The sequence below is a fragment of the Bacillus sp. FJAT-45066 genome (assembly GCF_002335755.1).
In the GTDB taxonomy this organism is placed as follows: Bacteria; Bacillota; Bacilli; order Bacillales; family Bacillaceae_I; genus Bacillus_CD; species Bacillus_CD alkalisoli.
Map to the genome: position 1 here is coordinate 2,957,027 of NZ_NISQ01000001.1, position 22,395 is coordinate 2,979,421.

Below are 22,395 nucleotides of genomic sequence, written 5' to 3' on the forward strand. Positions count from 1 at the left end.
AAGAGAAATTCAAAGCTTTTACTATAGGAAAAGCTTTGAATCCTACCAACGGTAGTGAGCGAATGCTTTGTTTGCTTCCGCCATTTTGTGCATATCTTCACGTTTCTTAACAGCTGCACCAGTGTTGTTAGCAGCATCTAAGATTTCGTTAGCTAAACGCTCTTCCATCGTTTTCTCACCGCGAAGACGAGAGTAGTTTGTTAAGTAACGAAGACCTAGAGTAACACGACGATCAGGACGAACCTCAACTGGTACTTGGTAGTTTGCACCACCAACACGACGCGCTCTTACTTCAAGAACTGGCATGATGTTTTTCAGTGCAGTTTCAAACACTTCCATTGCATCTTTACCAGAACGCTCAGCAACTAAGTTGAATGCGTTGTAAATAATAGCTTGAGATTTTCCTTTTTTACCATCGATCATCATTTTGTTGATTAAACGTGTAACTAATTTTGAGTTATATAACGGATCAGGTAACACGTCTCTTTTTGCAACAGGACCTTTACGTGGCATAATATTTCCTCCTTTCAAGTAAGTTTATACTTAAAGTTTTATTATTTTTTCGGTGCTTTTGGTCTCTTTGTTCCGTATTTAGAACGACCTTGCATACGGTTGTTTACTCCAGCAGTGTCAAGTGCACCACGAACGATGTGGTAACGTACCCCTGGTAAGTCTTTTACACGACCGCCACGGATTAACACTACACTGTGCTCTTGTAGGTTATGTCCGATACCTGGGATATAAGCAGTTACCTCGATGCCGTTTGTTAAACGAACACGCGCATATTTACGTAATGCTGAGTTCGGTTTCTTTGGCGTCATTGTACCCACACGAGTACATACTCCACGTTTTTGTGGAGAAGACACGTCAGTTTGTGACTTTTTGAAGCTGTTGTAACCTTTATTTAAAGCAGGTGATTTTGACTTCACCACTTTACTTGCACGACCTTTACGTACTAATTGGTTAATAGTAGGCATTTGTATTTCCTCCTCCCTCAATTTTTAAGACCACACATCCAGGTGGTTCATTTTAAAACAAAAAACAAAGTTTTTGCAAACAATTTACAAAAACAGTTTTTATCTAATTATTGCAACAGCTGCAGCTCCTACTTCAATTCCGCAAGCTTTGCCAAGCTTTTTCATAGAATCTACCTTTGTGATAGGAATTTTGCATTCATTGGCAGTTTGGATAACTTTATACGTTACTTTCGCATCAGCATCTTCCGCAATGATCACTTCTGTAGCTGTTCCTGCTTTCAGCGCCTTCACTGATTGTTTTGTTCCAACAATGAAAGTCGTTGCCTGTCTCACTTTATCATAAGACATATAATATATCCTCCAAAGTTACAGGTTATATAAGCACCTTTGCTATATTACCATCATAATTTTTAATTGTCAACTAGTTTTGCAATAACATTAAAAAGAAGGTGACCTGTAGAACCTGATTAAACACATGAATGTTTAATCAGGTTCTAGCTTTTGGTCAACCTACTCTACTATTCTACAGTTACAGGCTCTTCTTGACCAACTTCTTTAGTAAGTTCAAATTTACGGTAACGGTTCATACCAGTACCAGCTGGAACAAGTTTACCAATAATTACATTTTCTTTTAATCCTAGAAGTTCATCTCGCTTACCTTTAATTGCAGCATCTGTAAGTACACGAGTCGTCTCTTGGAACGATGCCGCCGATAAGAACGAGTCAGTTTCAAGAGATGCTTTTGTAATACCAAGTAGTACAGGGCGAGCTGTTGCAGGAACTTTGCCTTGTAGAATGACTTTTTCGTTCGCATCAGTAAATTGGTGGATTTCTAGTAATGTTCCTGGTAATACATCCGTATCTCCAGCATCGATTACGCGAACTTTACGAAGCATTTGACGTACCATTACTTCAACGTGCTTATCCCCAATTTCTACACCTTGCATACGGTATACTTTTTGAACTTCAAGCAATAAATATTCTTGTACTGCTGTCATGTCTTTTACTTTCAATAATTCTTTCGGATCGATAGAACCTTCCGTTAAAACTTGACCTCGTACAACCTCTGCATTCACAGCAACTTTTAGTCTTGCTGTATAAGGTGCAGTATATGTTCTAGTTTCAACTTCGCCTCTAACTGTTATCTCATGTTGACGATCTCTGCCTTCATTAACAGCCGTAACAACCCCATCAATTTCAGAGATAACTGCTTGACCTTTAGGATTACGTGCTTCAAACAGCTCTTGAATACGCGGTAAACCTTGAGTGATATCGTCTCCCGCAACCCCACCTGTATGGAATGTACGCATCGTTAACTGAGTTCCTGGCTCCCCGATAGATTGAGCAGCAATAATACCAACAGCTTCTCCTACCTCTACCTCTAATCCAGTCGCTAAGTTACGACCATAACACTTCTTACATACTCCGTGGCGAGTGTTACACGTAAATACGGAACGAATCCATACGTCTTCAATCCCAGCATCTATGACTTGTTGCGCGATATCCTCAGTCACTAATCCATTTTCAGCTACTAACACTTCTCCTGTTTCTGGGTGCTTAATAGCTTTTCTAACATAACGTCCAATTAGACGCTCATCAAGTCTCTCTACTACTTCAGTACCATCTTTTAATGATGCTACGTGTAAACCGCGGTCAGTACCGCAATCTTCTTCACGCACAATAACATCTTGAGCAACGTCAACTAGACGACGCGTTAAGTATCCGGAGTCAGCAGTTTTTAGAGCAGTATCAGCAAGGCCTTTACGTGCACCGTGAGTCGAGATGAAGTATTCTAATACCGTTAAACCTTCGCGGAAACTTGATTTAATCGGTAACTCAATGATTCGCCCAGACGGGTTGGCCATTAGTCCACGCATACCAGCTAACTGTGTAAAGTTAGATGCGTTACCACGGGCTCCCGAGTCACTCATCATGAATATATGGTTCGAGTTAGGTAATGAGTTCATTAATTTTGCTTGGATAGCATCTTTACATGCGCTCCAGATCGCAATAACTCTGTCATATCGTTCTTCTTCCGTAATCAAACCACGACGGAACTGCTTTAGAACTGTATCAACTTTTGTTTGAGATTCTTTAAGCATCTCATCTTTTTCAGCTAATACAACGATGTCAGCAACACCAACTGTAATACCTGCTTTAGTTGAGTATTTAAATCCTAAATCTTTCATGCGGTCAAGCATGCGAGATGTTTCTGTAATCTTAAAGTTTTTAAACACTTCAGCGATAACATTCCCTAAGATTTTTTTCTTAAATGGCTCTACAAGCGGTTGGCTAGCAATTAATTCTTTAACGTTTGCACCTTTTTCCACGAAATATTTCTGAGGCGTTTCTTGCTCTAGATTATATCTAGTAGGCTCATTAATATAAGGGAATGATCTAGGTAAGATCTCGTTGAAAACTAATTTACCAACAGTCGTTATTAGCAATTGTTTGTTTTGTTCCTCTGTAAATGTTTCGTTATTTAAAGATCCAGCATGTACCGCGACACGAGAGTGCAAATGAACAAAACCATTTTGGTATGCTAATAATGCTTCGTTTGTGTCTTTGAAAACCATGCCTTCTCCAGTTGCATTCTCACGTTCTAATGTTAAGTAGTAGTTACCAAGTACCATATCCTGGGACGGAGTAACAACTGGCTTCCCATCTTTCGGGTTAAGAATGTTTTGTGCTGCTAACATTAAGATTCTAGCTTCAGCTTGTGCTTCTGCAGAAAGCGGCACGTGAACAGCCATTTGGTCACCGTCAAAGTCAGCATTGTATGCTGTACATACTAACGGGTGAAGTCTTATTGCGCGACCTTCTACAAGAGTCGGTTCAAACGCTTGGATTCCTAGTCTGTGTAATGTTGGGGCACGGTTCAGTAGTACTGGATGCTCCCTAATAACAGATTCTAATACATCCCAAACTTCAGGTTGAACACGTTCAATTTTACGTTTTGCACTCTTAATGTTGTGAGCTAATCCTCTTTCCACTAACTCTTTCATTACAAATGGTTTGAACAGTTCAAGAGCCATTTCTTTCGGAAGACCACATTGGTACATCTTCAAGTTTGGTCCTACAACGATAACCGAACGGCCTGAGTAGTCAACACGCTTACCTAAAAGGTTTTGACGGAAACGTCCTTGTTTTCCTTTCAACATATGTGAAAGAGATTTTAACGGACGGTTACCAGGTCCTGTTACAGGGCGACCACGACGACCGTTGTCAATCAACGCGTCAACAGCTTCTTGTAACATACGTTTTTCATTTTGTACGATAATACTTGGTGCACCTAAGTCTAATAAACGTTTTAAGCGGTTGTTTCTATTGATAACACGACGATATAAATCGTTTAAGTCAGAAGTAGCAAAGCGTCCACCGTCAAGTTGTACCATTGGGCGTAACTCAGGTGGTATAACAGGAAGCACGTCCAAAATCATCCATGATGGTTCATTGCCAGAACCTCTGAAAGATTCTAATACTTCAAGTCGTTTAATCGCTCTTGTACGACGTTGACCTTGAGCAGTTTTTAACTCCTCTTTCAAACCTTCTACATCTTTCTCTAAATCGATGTCAGATAGTAACTTTTTAATTGCTTCTGCACCCATTGCTGCATGGAATGTATTACCGTATTTTTCACGATACGCGCGATACTCTTTTTCAGAAAGAAGTTGCTTCTTATCTAATGGAGTATCACCAGTTTCTGTTACTACATAAGAAGCAAAGTAAATAACTTCTTCTAGTGCACGTGGGGACATATCTAAAACTAATCCCATACGGCTAGGGATACCTTTAAAGTACCAAATGTGTGTAACAGGAGCTGCTAGTTCAATATGACCCATGCGCTCACGACGTACCTTTGCACGTGTAACTTCTACGCCACATCGATCACAAACTACACCTTTGTAGCGAACACGCTTGTATTTACCACAATGACATTCCCAATCTTTTGTTGGACCAAATATACGTTCACAGAAAAGGCCGTCTTTTTCCGGCTTTAATGTACGATAATTAATTGTTTCTGGTTTTTTAACTTCCCCATGAGACCAAGATCTGATCTTATCGGGGGAAGCTAAACCAATCTTCATATATTCAAAGTTATTAACATCTAGCAAGGGGCCTACCTCCCTCTTAATCTACAGGTTCTACCCAAATGCTTACCTTTTTATCGTCAACTATTCTTTTGTTACTGTTTCTTTTTCAAGTTCAGGTTTATCTGTTTCAGCAGCTAAATTCTCAGCCGAATTCTCATCGTCATCATCCATGTCTCTCATTTCAATCTCTTGATCGTCACCAGACAGAATTTTAACGTCCATACCTAAACTTTGTAATTCTTTAATTAATACTTTAAACGACTCAGGAACCCCTGGTTCCGGTACGTTCTCACCTTTAACGATTGCCTCATACGTTTTCACACGCCCAACTACATCATCCGATTTTACTGTCAAGATTTCTTGTAGTGTATATGCTGCACCGTATGCTTCTAGTGCCCAAACCTCCATCTCACCGAAACGTTGTCCACCAAACTGTGCTTTACCACCTAATGGCTGTTGCGTTACTAATGAGTAAGGTCCAGTTGAACGAGCGTGAAGTTTATCGTCAACCATGTGCGCAAGTTTAATCATGTACATGATTCCTACGGATACACGGTTATCAAATGGTTCACCTGTTCTACCATCAAATAATACAGTTTTCGCATCACGTGCCATACCTGCTTCATCAAGAGTTGACCATACATCTTCCTCACGAGCACCATCAAATACTGCGGATGCAACGTGAATTCCTAAATATCTAGCAGCCATACCTAAGTGAAGTTCTAGTACTTGCCCGATGTTCATACGAGATGGTACCCCTAATGGATTTAACATGATATCAACCGGAGTTCCATCTGGTAAATAAGGCATATCTTCTTCTGGTAAAATCCTAGAGATTACACCTTTGTTACCGTGACGTCCCGCCATTTTATCTCCTTCAGAAATCTTACGTTTCTGAACGATATAAGCGCGAACAAGTTGGTTTACTCCTGGGGGAAGCTCATCTCCATCTTCACGGTTAAATACTTTTACATCTAAGACGATTCCGCCACCACCGTGTGGTACACGTAAAGAAGTATCACGAACTTCACGAGCTTTTTCTCCAAAGATTGCGTGTAATAGACGCTCTTCAGCAGTTAGTTCTGTTACACCTTTAGGAGTAACTTTACCTACAAGAAGGTCTCCGTCTTTTACTTCTGCACCGATACGGATAATACCACGGTCATCTAAGTTCTTTAAAGCATCTTCCCCTACGTTAGGGATATCTCTTGTAATTTCTTCAGGTCCAAGTTTTGTGTCACGAGATTCAGACTCGTATTCCTCAATATGAACTGAAGTATATACATCGTCTTTTACAAGACGTTCACTCATGATAATAGCATCCTCATAGTTGTATCCATCCCAAGTCATGAATGCAACCATAACGTTTCTACCTAGAGCTAATTCTCCTTTTTCCATTGAAGGACCGTCTGCAAGGATTTCTCCTTTAACAACTTGGTCTCCAACTGAAACGATAGGACGTTGGTTGTAACATGTACCTTGGTTTGAACGAACGAATTTAAGCATGCGGTACTTATCTAAGTCACCTTTTACTTGTTGTCCATCTACTTCTTGAATACGACGTACCCACACTTCACGTGCTTCTACGCGCTCTACAACACCTGGGTGTTTACAAATAACTGCAGCACCAGAGTCTCTTGCTGAAACGTGTTCCATACCTGTACCTACGATTGGTGATTCAGGGTTTAATAAAGGAACAGCTTGACGTTGCATGTTCGCTCCCATTAACGCACGGTTCGAGTCATCATTTTCTAAGAACGGAATACATGCTGTTGCAGCAGATACTACTTGCTTTGGTGATACATCCATATAGTCAATGCGTTCGCGTTTCACAACTGTGTTTTCACCACGGAAACGTGATACTACATTTTCATCTAAAAATTCTCCGTCTTCACCTAAACGAGCATTCGCTTGGGCAACTACGTAGTTATCTTCTTCATCTGCTGTCAAGTAATCAATTTGACTTGTCACTTTTCCTGTGTCTGGATCAACACGACGGTAAGGTGTTTCAATGAAGCCGAATTTATTTACTTTAGCAAATGATGATAAGGAGTTAATTAATCCAATGTTTGGTCCCTCTGGCGTTTCAATTGGACACATACGACCGTAGTGAGAATAGTGAACGTCACGCACTTCGAATCCAGCGCGCTCACGCGTTAATCCACCAGGTCCTAATGCTGAAAGTCTACGTTTATGTGTTAATTCTGCTAGTGGGTTAGTTTGATCCATGAACTGAGATAGCTGTGAACTACCGAAGAACTCTTTAATTGATGCTATTACAGGTCTAATGTTGATTAATTGCTGTGGTGTAATGGTAGCTGTATCTTGAATGGACATTCTTTCACGAACTACACGTTCCATTCTCGATAGACCGATACGGAACTGATTCTGTAATAGTTCTCCAACAGAACGTAAACGTCTGTTACCAAGGTGGTCAATATCATCTGTATCTCCTACGCCATGTAGTAAGTTAAAGAAATAACTAATAGAAGCAATGATATCTGCAGGAGAAATATGTTTTACTTTCTCTTCGATATAACCGTTCCCGATTACTAGAATTTCTTTTTCTCCTTCACTGTCGTTTGGAGCATAGATTTTTATTGGTTGTAATGCTACTTCGTTTGTAATTACACCAGCACTTGGGTGAGATGATTGTAGGTTTACACCATTCTCTAAGTGTGGGATAATTTTGTCCAAGTTTCTGCGGTCTAGTAGTGTACCTTTTTCTACTAAGATTTCTCCTGTTTCATGATCCACTAAAGTTTCCGCAATTCTTTGATTGAATAAACGATTTTTAATATGAAGCTTTTTATTAATCTTGTATCTTCCAACACTTGCTAAATCATAGCGTTTTGGATCAAAGAAACGAGATTCTAATAAACTCTTTGCATTTTCAACCGTAGGTGGTTCACCCGGTCGTAAACGCTCATAAATTTCTAGTAATGCTTTTTCTGTACTTTCCGTATTATCTTTATCAAGTGTATTGCGTAAGTACTCATTATCACCTAATAAGTCGATAATTTCTTGATCCGTACCATATCCAAGCGCACGCAAAAGAACCGTTACTGGTAGTTTACGAGTACGATCGATACGAACGTATACTACATCCTTCGCATCTGTCTCATATTCTAACCAAGCACCACGGTTTGGAATAACAGTAGCAGAGAAACCTTTTTTCCCATTTTTATCTACTTTCCCACTGTAATATACAGATGGAGAGCGAACAAGCTGAGAAACAATAACACGTTCTGCACCGTTAATCACAAAAGTACCAGTATCCGTCATAAGTGGGAAATCTCCCATAAACACATCTTGGTCTTTCACTTCGCCTGTTTCTTTAATAATCAAGCGAACTTTAACACGTAATGGAGCCGAGTATGTAACATCTCTCTCTTTTGATTCTTCTACAACATATTTTGGTTCTCCAAGACTATAATCAATAAATTCTAATGATAGATTTCCAGTGAAATCATCAATAGGGGAAATATCTTGGAACATCTCCCTTAATCCTTCATCTAAAAACCATTGATAGGATGAAGTTTGAATCTCAATTAAATTTGGTAATTCTAACACTTCACTAATGCGAGCATAACTTCTGCGTTGGCGGTGTCGTCCATACTGAACAAGTTGACCTGTCAACTGATTCACCCCTCGTATCAAGCGTAATTAAGAAAAAATTTATGTTTTAACATAAGTATTTCTACTATGCTAAAAAAGAAAAATGGTTTCTAATAGAAAACCACATTTTTACATACGCGCTATTGATTTTACTATCTTTTCCAAGCATACTAATTTTATACATATAAATGTAGAAAACGCACAAAAAAATAGACGCTCAGAAAAATACATATTGGCATTAAACAATGCTATCACAAGAAAAATTAAACGTCAACCTTTTTTTGCTTTTATGATATAATAACCTTTTTTCTTTACCACTACTTCTACTTCATCAAAAACATCTGTAAGTTTATCGATAGCTGAAGGAGCACCTTGCTTTTTCTGTATCACGATCCAAAGCTCACCTTTATCGACTAATCTATCAAATGCATTTTCTAAAATTTCATGGACAACTTTCTTCCCAGCCCGAATAGGTGGATTGGATAGGATGGCTGCATACTTATTATTCTGCACACTTTCATATATAAAGCTTTTTAAGACTGTTACGTTTTTCACTTGATTTTTTTCAGCATTCTCTGTAGCCAATTGCAAAGCTCTTTCGTTTACATCTACCATCGTAATTTGTTTGTCGTTGTACCTTTTCGCAATGGAGATTCCTATCGGGCCATAACCACACCCTACATCTAAAATTCCTCCATCTGTTTCGGGAGATACAAACGTTTCTATTAATAAGCGTGATCCGAAATCTATCTCTTTTTTTGAAAACACTCCTGCATCTGTTATGAAACTAAATTTCGTTTCATTTAACATAAAATCGAAAGACTGCCTATTACTTTCAACAGAAGGGTTATTTGTATAATAATGATCCGCCACGACGCAACCTCCTTTGTAGATTAAAAATCATAGCATAACAACTTTATTATTATCTCTTTCGAGTAAAAAAATATACGTGGAAAAGCAGTAAAAAAGCCCGCTAACACGTTAGCGAGCTTTTAGCAATATTACTTAACTTCTACAGAAGCTCCAACTTCTTCAAGTTTAGCTTTCACTTCTTCAGCTTCTTCTTTAGCAATACCTTCTTTAACAGCTTTAGGAGTGTTGTCAACTAATTCTTTAGCTTCTTTTAAGCCAAGACCAGTGATTTCACGTACTACTTTGATAACTTTAATTTTTTGAGCACCAGCAGAAGCTAATACTACATCAAATTCAGTTTGCTCAGCAGCAACTTCAGCGCCACCAGCAGCAGCCATTGCCATAGGTGCAGCAGCAGTTACTCCAAATTCTTCTTCGATAGCTTTTACTAAGTCGTTTAATTCTAAAACAGTCATGTTTTTAACTGCTTCAATGATTTGTTCTTTAGTCATTGTTATTTCCTCCTTGTGATTGTTAAATAGTTTTATTTTTAACTAACTTGCAAGTTGTAAATTAAGCGCCTTGTTCTTCTTTTTGTTCTGCAACTGCTTTCGTAACAAGAGCCATGCTGCGCATTGGAGCTTGAAGAACAGATAGTAACATTGAAAGTAAACCTTCGCGCGATGGAAGTTCAGCAAGAGCTTTCACTTCTTCAACAGACGCTACGTTTCCTTCAATTACACCAGCTTTAATTTCTAATGCTTCATGCTTTTTAGCGAAGTCATTTAAAATTTTAGCAGGAGCAACTACATCTTCTGTAGAGAACGCGATTGCGTTCGGGCCAGTTAACGCATCGTTAAGACCGTTAATTTCAGCCGCTTCTGCAGCACGACGAGTTAAAGAGTTTTTGTAAACTTTGAATTCAACTCCAGCTTCACGAAGTTGTTTACGAAGTTCCGTTACTTCAGATACTGTTAAACCACGGTAGTCTACAACGATTGTTGATACAGACGCGCGTAATTTCGCAGCGATATCTTCAACAACTTGCATTTTCAATTCAACTGCTTTGCCCATCGTTACACCTCCTATTAAGTGATTACTACTTATACCGATCGGTGTACATTAAAATACCCCCACATGACATGGAGGTAGAAATTTAATCGTTAAAACAAAATTGCTTTATCGTCAAATTTACACCTCGGTAGGGAATTAAGCTACTAAGTAGCACCTACTGTCTACGGTACAAACAATATTATATTTTTAACACAACGATTATTATAATCGCGTGAGTTATAAAAGTCAATATGTTAGTTTTTTACAGTGAAAGTAGAAGGATCAACTTTTACACCAGGTCCCATTGTAGAAGTAACTGTAACGTTCTTCACGTAAGTACCTTTTGCAGCAGCAGGCTTCACTTTTAACAAAGTATCATAGATAGTTGCGAAGTTTTCTACTAACTTCTCGTTTTCAAACGAAACTTTTCCGATTGGAACGTGAATGTTACCAGCTTTGTCAACGCGGTATTCTACTTTACCAGCTTTGATTTCGTTAACTGCTTTCGTTACATCAAATGAAACTGTACCAGTTTTAGGGTTTGGCATTAAACCTTTAGGTCCTAATACACGACCAAGCTTACCAACTTCACCCATCATGTCTGGAGTAGCAACGATTACGTCAAAATCAAACCAACCTTGTTGGATTTTAGTGATGAAATCTGCATCCCCTACATAGTCAGCTCCAGCAGCTTCTGCTTCTTTCGCTTTTTCACCTTTAGCAAATACTAATACACGTTGAGTTTTACCTGTTCCGTGTGGAAGAACTACAGCACCACGAATTTGTTGATCGTTTTTACGAGGGTCAACTCCTAAACGGAATGCAACCTCTACTGTAGCGTCAAACTTAGCAATGCTAGTCTTTTTCGCTAATTCAACCGCTTCTGTAACAGAGTATGCTACTGTACGGTCTACTAATTTAGCAGCTTCAATAAACTTCTTACCTTTTTTAGCCATTTTAAACGTCCTCCTTATGTGGTTTTAGCGGAATAACCTCCCACGAATAAAGGTTGCGAACTGGCCATAAACCGATTCGCAACCCTGTAAACATTTGCCTAACAGTTAATGGTATTAGTCTTCAATAACAATACCCATGCTGCGAGCTGTACCTTCAACCATGCGCATTGCAGCTTCTACACTTGCAGCGTTTAGGTCTGGCATTTTAGTCTCAGCAATCTCGCGTACTTTGTCGCGCTTAACTGTTGCCACTTTATTACGGTTTGGTTCACCAGAACCAGACTGGATACCAGCTGCAACTTTTAATAATACTGCTGCAGGTGGAGTTTTCGTAATAAATGTAAATGAACGGTCTTCAAAAACCGTAATTTCAACAGGGATAATTAATCCAGCTTGATCTGCAGTACGAGCGTTGAACTCCTTACAGAAACCCATGATGTTAACACCTGCTTGACCTAATGCCGGTCCAACTGGTGGTGCAGGGTTTGCTTTTGCTGCTGGAATTTGTAATTTTACCATTTTAATTACTTTTTTAGCCACGAGACACACCTCCTTAAGTCCGTGATGTGGTATTTGGGATTGCTCCCTCCCACTCTCCAAATTCTTTATAATAAAAGATAAAGAATGTTAAAATTAGAACATCTCATTTTGAGACATACTGACCTTTGAAATAATACCATTTATTAATATTAATTTCAAGTTCTTTTCGATTATATTTTTTCTACCCCAGTAAAGTCAAGCTCTACTGGCGTTTCTCTACCAAACATATTAACTAGAACTTTTAATTTCTGCTTATCTTTGTCTAGTTCTTCAATTGTTCCAGTAAAGTTCGCAAATGGACCTTCTTTTACTTTCACTGTTTCGTTTAGTTCGAAATCGAACTCAACTGTTTTCTCTTCCATTCCCATACGCTTTAAAATGAAATCTATTTCATCTTGTAATAATGGTGTAGGTTTTGATCCTGCTCCACTAGAGCCTACGAAGCCAGTTACACCTGGTGTATTACGTACAACATACCATGAATCATCTGTCATAACGATTTCAACTAGAACGTAACCTGGGAAAACTTTCTTCTTGGTAACTTTCTTTTTCCCATTTTTAAAATCCGTTTCTTCTTCTTCAGGAACAACAACACGGAATATTTTATCTTGCATCCCCATTGATTCTACACGTTTTTCTAAATTTGCTTTTACTTTATTCTCATAACCAGAATAAGTGTGAACGACATACCAGTTCTTTTCCATCCGCAAGGACTAATGTCCGTCCCCCCTCAAAAATATATTTTTAGACAAATGAAAAAACCCGTTGAACGGGTTTCTCGAGTTACAATATTATTCACATTATACCATGAATAGACAATCGTTATTCAACATTTTAGAAAAATAATCGAATAATCGATTTTGTTTCGTCCTAGATCACTACTAAGCGAACCTTGAATATGAAATTAATTAACTCAATTATAAGATATTACGTAAAAGTGCAGAAATACCTGTGTCAATCAAACCAAAGAATACCGCAACTAAAGCGACTGTTGTTACAACAATAACTGTATAGCGTGTTAATTCTTTTCGCTTTGGCCAGCTAACCTTTTTCATTTCACGAACTACATCACGGAAAAACTTAGTTAATCGTTGCATTCATGTAACCTCCAACCCCGTAAAGTCCAAATCTATTTTGTCTCACGATGAGCAGTGTGAGCATTGCATACTTTGCAAAACTTATTTATTTCTAAACGCTCGCTTTGGTTAGTAGCATTTTTAGTGGTTGTATAGTTTCTTGAACCACAGCTTGTACATGCGAGCACTACTTTTTTATTCATTGTTTTATCACCACATAAATTTTTATGTCCTTCAAACTGTAACACAATCGTAATACGAGTGTCAATAAACCGTTTGGTCTACAGAGTAATCTCTCGTAACTCTAAGTACCTCTCTAGTTTTCTTTTCACACGTTGGAGTGCGTTGTCAATCGACTTTACATGTCGGTTTAAATCTTCTGAAATTTCTTGGTATGAACGACCATCTAAGTAAAGCACTAGAACTTTTCTCTCTAAATCGCTTAATAGTTCTTCCATCTTTACTTCAATATCATCAAATTCTTCTTGATTGATAATTAATTCTTCTGGGTTCATCACTTTTGCTCCAGAGATTACGTCCATTAATGTACGATCTGATTCTTCATCATAAATTGGCTTGTCCAAGGAAACATATGAATTTAATGGAATATGTTTCTGTCTAGTTGCCGTTTTTATTGCCGTAATAATTTGCCTTGTAATACACAACTCTGCAAATGCCTTAAAGGAAGATAACTTGTCCTCTTTAAAATCACGGATAGCTTTATACAAACCTATCATTCCTTCTTGGACAATATCTTCGCGGTCTGCACCAATTAAAAAATAGGATCTTGCTTTGGCACGCACAAAGTTTTTGTACTTATTAATTAAGTAATCTAAAGCTTCGCTATTACCTGCATGCACTAGTTCTACGACATGTTCATCTTCCATATGTTCCAATTTATCATGTGCCAATAATTGGTCGCTAATCACCACAAGAATCCCCCCGACCGTACAGTAGATAGCAATATTATACAGTAGTTATAAAAGTCCGGTCAACCTATCATCGCTTCCCTCGACGCCATTTTTCGAAAATTTGTGAAATTTCTTCATTCAATTCAATTCTTTTAGATGGTTTTTTATTAGAAAAACTAATAACTCGCTTTTGAATTTTTAATTCTATTGCATTGATTTCAGTTAATAGCTCTCTAGCAGATTTTCGAAGTGCACCTTGCCCAAAAATTGCCCATTGTTCAGTAAAATCAGATGTAGCAACATGAACTTGCGTCTTAATATTTGAAAGCTCGATTGCTAATTTTTCTATCCGTTCATCTGCGGTTTCATTTTCCTTCGTATATATAACTTCCACTCTGTAATTATTATATTTGGTTTCTACCCCTTGTGTTAAATGAGCATCAAACACAATGATACAACGAAAGCCTGTATATGCTTGGTATTCAGCCATTTTAGAAACGAGAATATCTCTAGCTTGCGCTAGATCCTCGTTTCTAATTTGGCGTAATTCATGCCACGCGCCAATAATGTTATAGCCGTCGACTAGTAATATGTCCATTACCTATTATTCCCCAACAGGGTTTCTTTTTCTATACACCTCATACATTAACAAACTTGCCGCTATTGAAGCGTTTAGCGAAGTGACCTTTCCTACCATTGGTAGTGATAATAAAAAGTCGCATTTTTCCTTTAGTAATCGACTCATTCCTTTACCTTCACTACCAATAATCAAGCCTAGGGGAAGTGAACCATCCATCTGGCGGTAGTCTACTTTACCCTTTGCATCCGTTCCGAATATCCATAGTCCTCTATCCTTTAATTCATCGACCGTTCTCGCTAAATTCGTAACCCTCACTACTGGGATATGCTCTATTGCTCCTGTAGATGCTTTCGCAACTGTTGCTGTTAAACCAACTGACCTACGTTTTGGAATGATTATTCCATGTGCTCCAATAGCATCAGCTGTTCTCATGATGGACCCTAAATTGTGCGGGTCTTCTAATTCATCAAGGATAAGAAAGAAAGGCGCTGTACCGCTTTTTTCTGCATTTGCAAATAAATCGTCCATCTCCGCATAGTCATATGCCGCTACAGATGCAATAACACCTTGATGATTTCCTTCTGCTAGTTGGTCTAACTTTTTCTTCGGTACGAATTGAATGATTATATTCGCTTCTTTAGCTAATCCAATAACCTGTTGTATGGAACCTTTCGTTGCACCTTCTCCAACCCAAATCTTATTTATTTCTCGGTTTGCTTTAATCGCTTCTAATACAGGGTTTCTACCAATAATAAATTCTTTAGACACGCCCTACACCCCTTTCATCGTCTACCATCTGCATGCATGTATTAATAAATTGTTCCATTCTTTCCTCTTCATCATTTAAAAATAAATGGCCAATCAAAGCCTCAAACGCGGTTGAATAACGGTATGTTTGGACATCAGTATTTTTCGGTACTGTCCCAGACTTCGCGTTTCTCCCACGCTTAATTACTGCAATTTCTTCCTCTGAAAAAAAGTTCTTATCCATTAACTTGTGTAAAAGGTTAGCTTGTGATTTTGCAGATACATACTTTGTACCTGTTTGATGAAGTTGATTCGGTCTAACATTACCTTGCTCTAGTAAATGCAACCTCACATAACTTTCATAAATGGCATCTCCTACGTACGCCAACGCTAAACTATTCATTTGTTTTGCATCTAAATTCTTTTTTACTTTCACCTTTTATCCTCTTTTCCACCTTGTTCCTTGCGGAGTATCTTCTAAAATAATATTTCGTTCTTTTAATTCATCTCTAATTTTATCTGCAAGAGCAAAGTCACGGTTTTTTCTCGCATCAATTCGTTGCTGAATTAACAATTCAATTTCCTCATCCAATAACTCTTGCTCTTTTTGCATTGTAATTCCTAACACATTGAAAAAATCATCAAATGACTGAATGAACGCATATATTACACTTTCAGATGTTACATTTTCATTTAAATACAGGTTAGCTTGCTTCGCTAAATCAAACAAAGTAGAAATAGCGTTCGCCGTATTAAAGTCATCGTCCATTGCCTCAATAAATTGTTGCTTAAAACTAGCTACTTTTTCTAACCAATCTTCTGTATTATGTGCTAAATTTGTACTACTTTCTAAACGATGTTTCAGATTAAAGTAAGATGTAGATAATCTCTCTAACCCGTTCTTCGTATTTTGCAATAATTCCTCATTATAGTTGATCGGATGACGGTAATGTACGGAAAGCATAAAGAAACGAATTAATTGTGGGTCGTGTTGCTTAATAATATCGTGTACAAGTACAAAGTTTCCTAGTGACTTAGACATTTTTTCGTTATCAATATTAATATACCCGTTATGCATCCAATATTTTGCGAATTGTTTCCCAGTCACTGCTTCTGATTGAGCAATTTCATTTTCGTGGTGAGGGAATGCTAAGTCTTGCCCCCCTGCATGTATATCAATGGAATCTCCTAGATACTTTTTTGCCATGGCAGAGCATTCAATATGCCAGCCAGGTCTACCTTTGCCCCATGGACTATCCCAAAAGATTTCTCCTTCTTTTGCCGCTTTCCATAAAACGAAGTCTAATGAATCTTGCTTTTTCTCCCCAACTTCAATACGGGCTCCTAGCTGTAATTCATCAATAGATTGGTGAGAAAGCTTTCCGTAGCCTTCGAATTTTCTCGTTCTATAATAAACGTCACCACCAGATTCGTAAGCAAAATCTTTATCAATTAATGCCTCGATAAATTCAATGATGATGTCCATACTTTCTGTTACTCTAGGGTGTGCATCCGCTTTTTTGCATCCTAGTGCAGCCGTGTCTTCAAAGTACGCCTCAATGAAACGCTCTGCGATTGTTGGAACATCTTCGCCTAATTCATTTGCAGCTTTAATTAACTTGTCATCTACATCTGTAAAGTTTGAGATATACTTCACGTCATATCCGCGGTACTCTAAATATCTTCTTACTGTATCAAATGCAATGGCTGGACGAGCATTCCCTATATGAATATAGTTGTAAACAGTAGGACCACACACGTACATCTTTACCTTTCCTTCTTCTAACGGTATGAAGGGTTCTTTTTTACGAGTTAACGTGTTATAAAGTTGAATAGCCATATTATGACCTCTCTTTCCATTTCTGTAATTGTTCCTGTAGTTCTTTCACTTCATTTTCGAGTTCTAAAAATCTATCTGCAATTGGATCTGGTAAGTCTTGATGGTTTAGATCTTTCTTTACCTTAACACCGTTTTGAATAACGATTTTTCCAGGAATACCAACAACGGTAGAGTTATTAGGGACATCTTTTAGTACAACGGAACCCGCTCCTACTTTAGAGTTTTCACCAATTGTAATATTCCCTAACACTTTCGCTCCAGCTGCAATTAGTGCATTGTCTTGCAAGGTCGGGTGTCTTTTCCCCTTTTCCTTACCGGTACCTCCGAGTGTAACTCCTTGATATACTGTTACGTTATCGCCAATTTCACACGTTTCTCCAATGACTACTCCCATTCCGTGATCGATAAAGAACTTTCTTCCTATTTTTGCCCCAGGATGTATTTCAATTCCCGTAAAAAATCTGCTTATTTGCGATACAGATCTCGCTAGGAAAAACAACTTACGTTTAAACAAGCCGTGTGCTAATCGATGCGCCCATATGGCATGTAGTCCAGAATAAGTTAAGATGACTTCTATATAACTTCTAGCTGCTGGGTCTTGTTCAAAGATTACTTCAATATCTTCTTTTAACATTTTCCACATTTTCGTTCCTCCTTTACGAGGGGTTTTATTTTTCTTTTTTCAACATACCTTACATTGCTAACTGTTGATTTCAGCTGCAGGTGTTCGCTTTTGGCGCCTGTGGGGTCTCGCTTGACGCGCTTTCCCGCAGGAGTCTCACACTCGCAGCTGAAATCAACTTTTTTGCGTTTTAAAAAACTAAAAAAGTCTCTGTGTCATATTGACACAGAGACGCTTTCGGCGCGGTTCCACTCTGTTTAGATATAGTAAATGCGCTTTACTATTTCTCCACTCTTCCTCGTAACGGGAGGTTAGCCGCTATTACTTACTAGGCTAGCTTTCAAGCTTTTTAGCAATAGACTCCGAGGTGCACTTCAAAGGACTGATTCATAAGCTACTCTCACCAAACGTAGCTCTCTCTGGAATGACTCAATTCCATTTACTCTCCTCTTCTTCGTTCCAATATTATTTTAATAACAGTTCGTTTTTCGATAGCCATAATTTTAAAAAGGCATTTAGTACTTATACTATATTACCTTTTTAAAGATTTGTTAACTAAAATAATTTCATAATGACAGTTCGTTTAGTGTAAAACAAAATTTTTGCCAAAATAACGCTTATTCATCCATTAAGTAATGGTCTTTGTTTTATATGATAGTAATCAGTTTTATTATTTGTTTTTCGTATAGTATTTGTACATTACAAAACTAACTTAACTAAAAAGTTTTTCTAATCGCGCTAAAACTGTTTCTTTACCTAATAAGCTTATTGCTTGTGGTAAGTCTGGGCCGTGTGTTTGACCCGTTGTAGCAACACGTATTGGCATAAATAAGTTTTTACCTTTTTGGCCAGTTGCTTTTTGAACAGCTTTTATTGCAGCTTTAATATTGTCTGAAGAAAAATCTTCTAAAGCTGATAGCTCTTCATGGAATGCTTTTACTACCTCTGGAACTTGTTCTTGAGCTAAAACTTCTTTTGCTTCTTCTTCATACTCAATATGAGTTTTAAAGAACAATTCTGTTAGTGATACAATTTCTGCACCATAGCTCATTTTTTCTTGATGTAACGCTATTAAATCGCGTGTCCAATCTTTTTTTGCATCCGTCATATTTTCTGGTAGAAGACCTGCCTTCATTAAGTGTGGTAACGCTAACGTAACAAGTGTATCTACGTCTAACTTTTTAATATATTGATTGTTCATCCATGTTAATTTTTGTGTATCAAAAACAGCTGGTGATTTGGATAGTCGGCTAGGATCAAAGATGTTAATAAATTCTTCTTTTGAAAACAATTCTTCTTCTCCACCCGGAGACCAACCTAACAAGCCAATAAAATTAAATAGCGCTTCTGGTAGGTAGCCTAACTCTTCGTATTGTTCAATAAACTGAATAATACTTTCATCACGCTTACTAAGCTTTTTACGGCTTTCATTCACAATTAACGTCATATGACCAAATTGAGGAACGTCCCATCCAAGTGCTTCATAAATCATAATTTGTTTCGGTGTGTTAGAAATATGGTCATCACCACGAAGAACGTGTGTAATTTGCATTAAGTGATCGTCAACCGCTACTGCAAAATTGTACGTCGGTGTACCATCTTTTTTCACAATTACATAGTCACCAATGCCTTCTGTTTCAAAGGATACTTCCCCTTTAACCATATCAACAAACTTTATATCTTTCCCGGTTGGTACGCGAAAGCGGATGCTAGGTAATTTCCCTTCTGCTTCATATGTTGCTCTTTGCTCCTCTGTTAAATCACGATGTTTCCCGGAGTAACGAGGATTCTCGCCTTTAGCCGCTTGCTCTTCACGCTCTGCCTCCAATTCTTCTTCCGTGCAATAACATTTGTAAGCTAAACCTTTTTCAAGTAGCTCCTCATAATACTTCTTGTAAATGTCGTTTCGTTCTGACTGACGATATGGACCGAACTCTCCACCAACATCGACACTTTCATCCCAGTCCATTCCAAGCCATTTTAAAAATTTTAACTGACTTTCTTCTCCGCCTTCAATATTGCGCTTTTTATCTGTATCTTCAATGCGAATAATAAACTTTCCATTTTGGTTGCGAGCATATAAGTAGTTAAATAATGCTGTTCTGGCATTTCCAATATGTAAGTGCCCTGTTGGACTTGGGGCATAGCGTACACGTACTGACATTTGTAGTTCCTCCGTTTTCAATAAAATCCTTGCACTATTTTATCATAAAAAACTAAAAATAATAGGAGTTTTTAGTTTTTCATTAAAAGTACTGTCGCTTGGGAGGCGATACCTTCGCCACGACCTGTAAATCCTAACTTTTCAGTTGTTGTTGCTTTTACGTTTACTTGATCTGACGATGCTTCTAAGAGCTCCGCTATTCTTTCTCTCATCGCTTGAATGTGCGGTGCCATTTTGGGCATTTGGGCAATAATCGTACAATCGATATTTCCTAGGCTATAACCACGCTCCGTAACTAACTTCCAAACATGTATTAATAATTGGGCTGAATCAGCATCTTTAAATGCTTCATCTGTATCTGGAAAATGTTTTCCGATATCGCCTTCTCCAATAGCTCCTAGACATGCATCCGCAATAGTGTGTAATAACACATCTGCGTCTGAATGACCTAATAATCCCTTTTCATAAGGGATTGTAATTCCACCAATAATAAGTGGTCTTCCCTCTACAAGTTGATGTACATCAAAACCTTGTCCAATTCGAAACATATCGATATCCTCCGTTAACTATCACTAATTGTTCTTTGATAAAATTGCATTTGCGTAAAGTAAATCTTCTTGAGTGGTAAGTTTAATGTTCTCATAGTCTCCCTCAACAATGTGAACGTCCACACCTATTCTCTCTACAAGACTAGCTTCGTCTGTGCCTAAAAAGTTATCTTTCTTAGCTTTTTCATGAGCTTCATCTAATATGGAAAAACGAAAAGCTTGTGGTGTTTGGATGCTCCACAAGCTAGACCTTTCGATTGTTTCCGTCGCAATACCATTAATAACTTTTTTGATGGTATCTTTTACAGGTACAGCTAAAATTGCTGCACCTGTTTCTGTTGCTTTCTCTACTAACCGATGAATGAACGTTTGACGTATGAATGGTCTTGCACCATCGTGCACTAAAACAATTCCATCTTTCTTTGCTGCCTTCACCCCATAGTAAACACTATCTTGACGCTCTTTTCCTCCGTGTACAAGCTTTTTCACTTTTGAAATGCTGTACTTTTCCAGAAGAACTTGGAACATATCTATTTCTTGCTCATTAACAACCATTAATATTTGATCACATAGTGGGTCATGTTCAAAAACTAGTAATGTATGAATAATAACAGGCTTTTGTTCTAGTTCAATAAACTGCTTGTTCATTCCAGCGTTCATCCGCTTTCCTTGACCTGCTGCAGGAATGATTACTTGATAAGACATACTAATTCTCCACTCTATTATAATGCTTTTTCTAAAAGTTTAGGCTTTGCAAAGATCATACGGCCAGCAGACGTTTGTAGTACACTTGTTACTAACACTTCAATATGCTTTCCGATATAATCTCGACCTTCTTCTACAACAATCATCGTTCCGTCATCTAAATAGGCAACCCCTTGGTTATATTCTTTCCCATCTTTAATAACTTGAACGGTCATTTCTTCCCCCGGAAGTACTACTGGCTTCACAGCATTAGCTAAATCGTTAATGTTAAGAACCGCTACGTTTTGTAATTCACATACTTTATTTAAATTAAAGTCATTAGTAACAACAACGCCAGAAGTTAATTTAGCTAGTTTCACTAACTTACTGTCCACTTCTTGAATCTCTTCAAAGTTGCCTTCATAAATTTCTACTTTGATAGCTAGTTCTTTTTGAATTCGATTTAAAATATCTAAGCCACGACGCCCTCTATTTCTTTTTAATACGTCAGAGGAGTCTGCTATATGTTGAAGTTCTTCAAGAACAAAGCGAGGAATGACAATCGTTCCCTCTAAGAATCCAGTTTGACATATATCCGCAACTCGCCCATCTATAATAACACTTGTATCTAAAATTTTTAATTTTTTAGAAGAAAGATCCACCTCTTCGTCTTCTGTGGCTTTCTTTTTTCCAAATTTAGTAGAAATAGAAAATAAACTTACTAATTCATCACGCTTTTTAAATCCTACTTGGAACCCTAAATAACCTAATAATAGCGTTACAAAAATCGGTATTACCGTACTTACAATTTGAAAAGGGATTTTCTCTAATGGAATAACAGCTAAGTAAGCAACAATTAAACCAAGTATCAAGCCTAAACTACCAAACAAAACGTCAGTAACTGGAGCTTTTACAATGGACTCTTCCACCCACTTAATAAAGCCAACTACATAATCAACAAACCAAAAAGTAAGAATAAAAAATATAATGGCACCAAAAATGGCAACAGTATAAGGCTTGTTTAGCAGTTCTATACCACCTAAATTTAATAATGAGAAAAGTTCAGGAATAAAAAATATACCTAGCATTCCACCTATAACAATAAAAAATAATTGAACAATGCGCCTTAACAT

Annotated in this window: 23 protein-coding genes and 2 other annotated features; all 23 genes read right to left on the reverse strand. The window is 37.8% G+C overall.

The genetic code is table 11. The features are described from left to right. Positions 1-42: 42 nt before the first annotated feature. The 23 genes from rpsG to CDZ92_RS15095 all read right to left on the reverse strand — a co-directional run bounded on the left by rpsG (position 43) and on the right by CDZ92_RS15095 (position 22,395). Positions 43-513, reverse strand: coding sequence for a 30S ribosomal protein S7 (gene rpsG / locus CDZ92_RS14985; protein ID WP_096155981.1), 471 nt, complete (start codon positions 511-513; stop codon positions 43-45). 41 nt (positions 514-554) lie between these two features. Continuing rightward, on the reverse strand, positions 555-977 hold the full coding sequence (rpsL, locus tag CDZ92_RS14990; protein WP_096155983.1) for a 30S ribosomal protein S12: 423 nt from the start codon (positions 975-977) through the stop codon (positions 555-557). A gap of 99 nt (positions 978-1,076) precedes the next feature. Continuing rightward, positions 1,077-1,325, reverse strand: coding sequence for a 50S ribosomal protein L7ae-like protein (locus CDZ92_RS14995; RefSeq protein WP_096155984.1), 249 nt, complete (start codon positions 1,323-1,325; stop codon positions 1,077-1,079). A gap of 170 nt (positions 1,326-1,495) precedes the next feature. Next, a complete protein-coding gene (gene rpoC / locus CDZ92_RS15000) occupies positions 1,496-5,092 on the reverse strand; it encodes a DNA-directed RNA polymerase subunit beta' (RefSeq protein WP_096155986.1) in 3,597 nt (1,198 codons plus the stop codon). Positions 5,093-5,152: 60 nt separating this feature from the next. Next, a complete protein-coding gene (rpoB, locus tag CDZ92_RS15005; protein WP_096155987.1) occupies positions 5,153-8,710 on the reverse strand; it encodes a DNA-directed RNA polymerase subunit beta in 3,558 nt (1,185 codons plus the stop codon). Between the two features lie 249 nt (positions 8,711-8,959). Next, positions 8,960-9,562 (reverse strand): class I SAM-dependent methyltransferase, encoded by a 603-nt coding sequence (locus tag CDZ92_RS15010; protein ID WP_096155989.1) that lies wholly within the window; start codon positions 9,560-9,562, stop codon positions 8,960-8,962. Between the two features lie 128 nt (positions 9,563-9,690). Next, on the reverse strand, positions 9,691-10,053 hold the full coding sequence (rplL, locus tag CDZ92_RS15015; protein ID WP_096155990.1) for a 50S ribosomal protein L7/L12: 363 nt from the start codon (positions 10,051-10,053) through the stop codon (positions 9,691-9,693). Positions 10,054-10,114: 61 nt separating this feature from the next. Further along, positions 10,115-10,615, reverse strand: a complete 501-nt coding sequence (gene rplJ / locus CDZ92_RS15020; protein WP_096155992.1) for a 50S ribosomal protein L10 — start codon at positions 10,613-10,615, stop codon at positions 10,115-10,117. Between the two features lie 41 nt (positions 10,616-10,656). Beyond that, positions 10,657-10,800 (reverse strand) — a sequence feature (ribosomal protein L10 leader region). Between the two features lie 48 nt (positions 10,801-10,848). After that, the gene (rplA, locus tag CDZ92_RS15025) at positions 10,849-11,550 is read right to left on the reverse strand and encodes a 50S ribosomal protein L1 (protein WP_096155994.1); all 702 of its coding nucleotides are present in this window, start codon (positions 11,548-11,550) and stop codon (positions 10,849-10,851) included. A gap of 114 nt (positions 11,551-11,664) precedes the next feature. Further along, positions 11,665-12,090, reverse strand: coding sequence for a 50S ribosomal protein L11 (gene rplK, locus CDZ92_RS15030; RefSeq protein ID WP_141395235.1), 426 nt, complete (start codon positions 12,088-12,090; stop codon positions 11,665-11,667). 170 nt (positions 12,091-12,260) lie between these two features. Then, entirely contained in the window at positions 12,261-12,794 is a 534-nt protein-coding gene (gene nusG, locus CDZ92_RS15035; RefSeq protein WP_096155996.1) for a transcription termination/antitermination protein NusG, read from the reverse strand. A gap of 213 nt (positions 12,795-13,007) precedes the next feature. Beyond that, positions 13,008-13,187, reverse strand: coding sequence for a preprotein translocase subunit SecE (gene secE, locus CDZ92_RS15040; protein ID WP_096155997.1), 180 nt, complete (start codon positions 13,185-13,187; stop codon positions 13,008-13,010). Between the two features lie 32 nt (positions 13,188-13,219). Further along, positions 13,220-13,369 (reverse strand): 50S ribosomal protein L33, encoded by a 150-nt coding sequence (gene rpmG, locus CDZ92_RS15045; RefSeq protein WP_096156000.1) that lies wholly within the window; start codon positions 13,367-13,369, stop codon positions 13,220-13,222. A 78-nt stretch (positions 13,370-13,447) separates the two neighbouring features. After that, complete coding sequence (sigH, locus tag CDZ92_RS15050; RefSeq protein ID WP_255249861.1) at positions 13,448-14,104, reverse strand: RNA polymerase sporulation sigma factor SigH; 657 nt, start codon at positions 14,102-14,104, stop codon at positions 13,448-13,450. 61 nt (positions 14,105-14,165) lie between these two features. Next, on the reverse strand, positions 14,166-14,675 hold the full coding sequence (locus tag CDZ92_RS15055; protein ID WP_096156003.1) for an NYN domain-containing protein: 510 nt from the start codon (positions 14,673-14,675) through the stop codon (positions 14,166-14,168). 6 nt (positions 14,676-14,681) lie between these two features. Beyond that, entirely contained in the window at positions 14,682-15,425 is a 744-nt protein-coding gene (gene rlmB / locus CDZ92_RS15060; RefSeq protein ID WP_096156005.1) for a 23S rRNA (guanosine(2251)-2'-O)-methyltransferase RlmB, read from the reverse strand. Continuing rightward, positions 15,418-15,807 (reverse strand): Mini-ribonuclease 3, encoded by a 390-nt coding sequence (locus tag CDZ92_RS15065; RefSeq protein WP_096157022.1) that lies wholly within the window; start codon positions 15,805-15,807, stop codon positions 15,418-15,420. Before CDZ92_RS15065 ends, rlmB begins: the two co-directional genes overlap by 8 nt. Positions 15,808-15,843: 36 nt before the next feature. Then, positions 15,844-17,244, reverse strand: coding sequence for a cysteine--tRNA ligase (gene cysS / locus CDZ92_RS15070; RefSeq protein ID WP_096156006.1), 1,401 nt, complete (start codon positions 17,242-17,244; stop codon positions 15,844-15,846). A gap of 1 nt (position 17,245) precedes the next feature. After that, the gene (cysE, locus tag CDZ92_RS15075; protein WP_096156007.1) at positions 17,246-17,887 is read right to left on the reverse strand and encodes a serine O-acetyltransferase; all 642 of its coding nucleotides are present in this window, start codon (positions 17,885-17,887) and stop codon (positions 17,246-17,248) included. Positions 17,888-18,090: 203 nt separating this feature from the next. Next, positions 18,091-18,330 (reverse strand) — a binding site (T-box leader). A 248-nt stretch (positions 18,331-18,578) separates the two neighbouring features. Next, positions 18,579-20,030 carry a glutamate--tRNA ligase gene (gene gltX, locus CDZ92_RS15080; RefSeq protein ID WP_096156009.1) on the reverse strand — a complete coding sequence of 484 codons (1,452 nt, stop codon included), beginning with the start codon at positions 20,028-20,030 and terminating at the stop codon, positions 18,579-18,581. A gap of 71 nt (positions 20,031-20,101) precedes the next feature. Further along, positions 20,102-20,578: a 2-C-methyl-D-erythritol 2,4-cyclodiphosphate synthase gene (ispF, locus tag CDZ92_RS15085; protein WP_096156010.1), complete on the reverse strand. Its 477-nt coding sequence runs from the start codon at positions 20,576-20,578 to the stop codon at positions 20,102-20,104. A gap of 24 nt (positions 20,579-20,602) precedes the next feature. Next, complete coding sequence (gene ispD / locus CDZ92_RS15090; RefSeq protein ID WP_096156012.1) at positions 20,603-21,283, reverse strand: 2-C-methyl-D-erythritol 4-phosphate cytidylyltransferase; 681 nt, start codon at positions 21,281-21,283, stop codon at positions 20,603-20,605. A 17-nt stretch (positions 21,284-21,300) separates the two neighbouring features. Further along, a complete protein-coding gene (locus CDZ92_RS15095) occupies positions 21,301-22,395 on the reverse strand; it encodes a PIN/TRAM domain-containing protein (RefSeq protein WP_096156013.1) in 1,095 nt (364 codons plus the stop codon).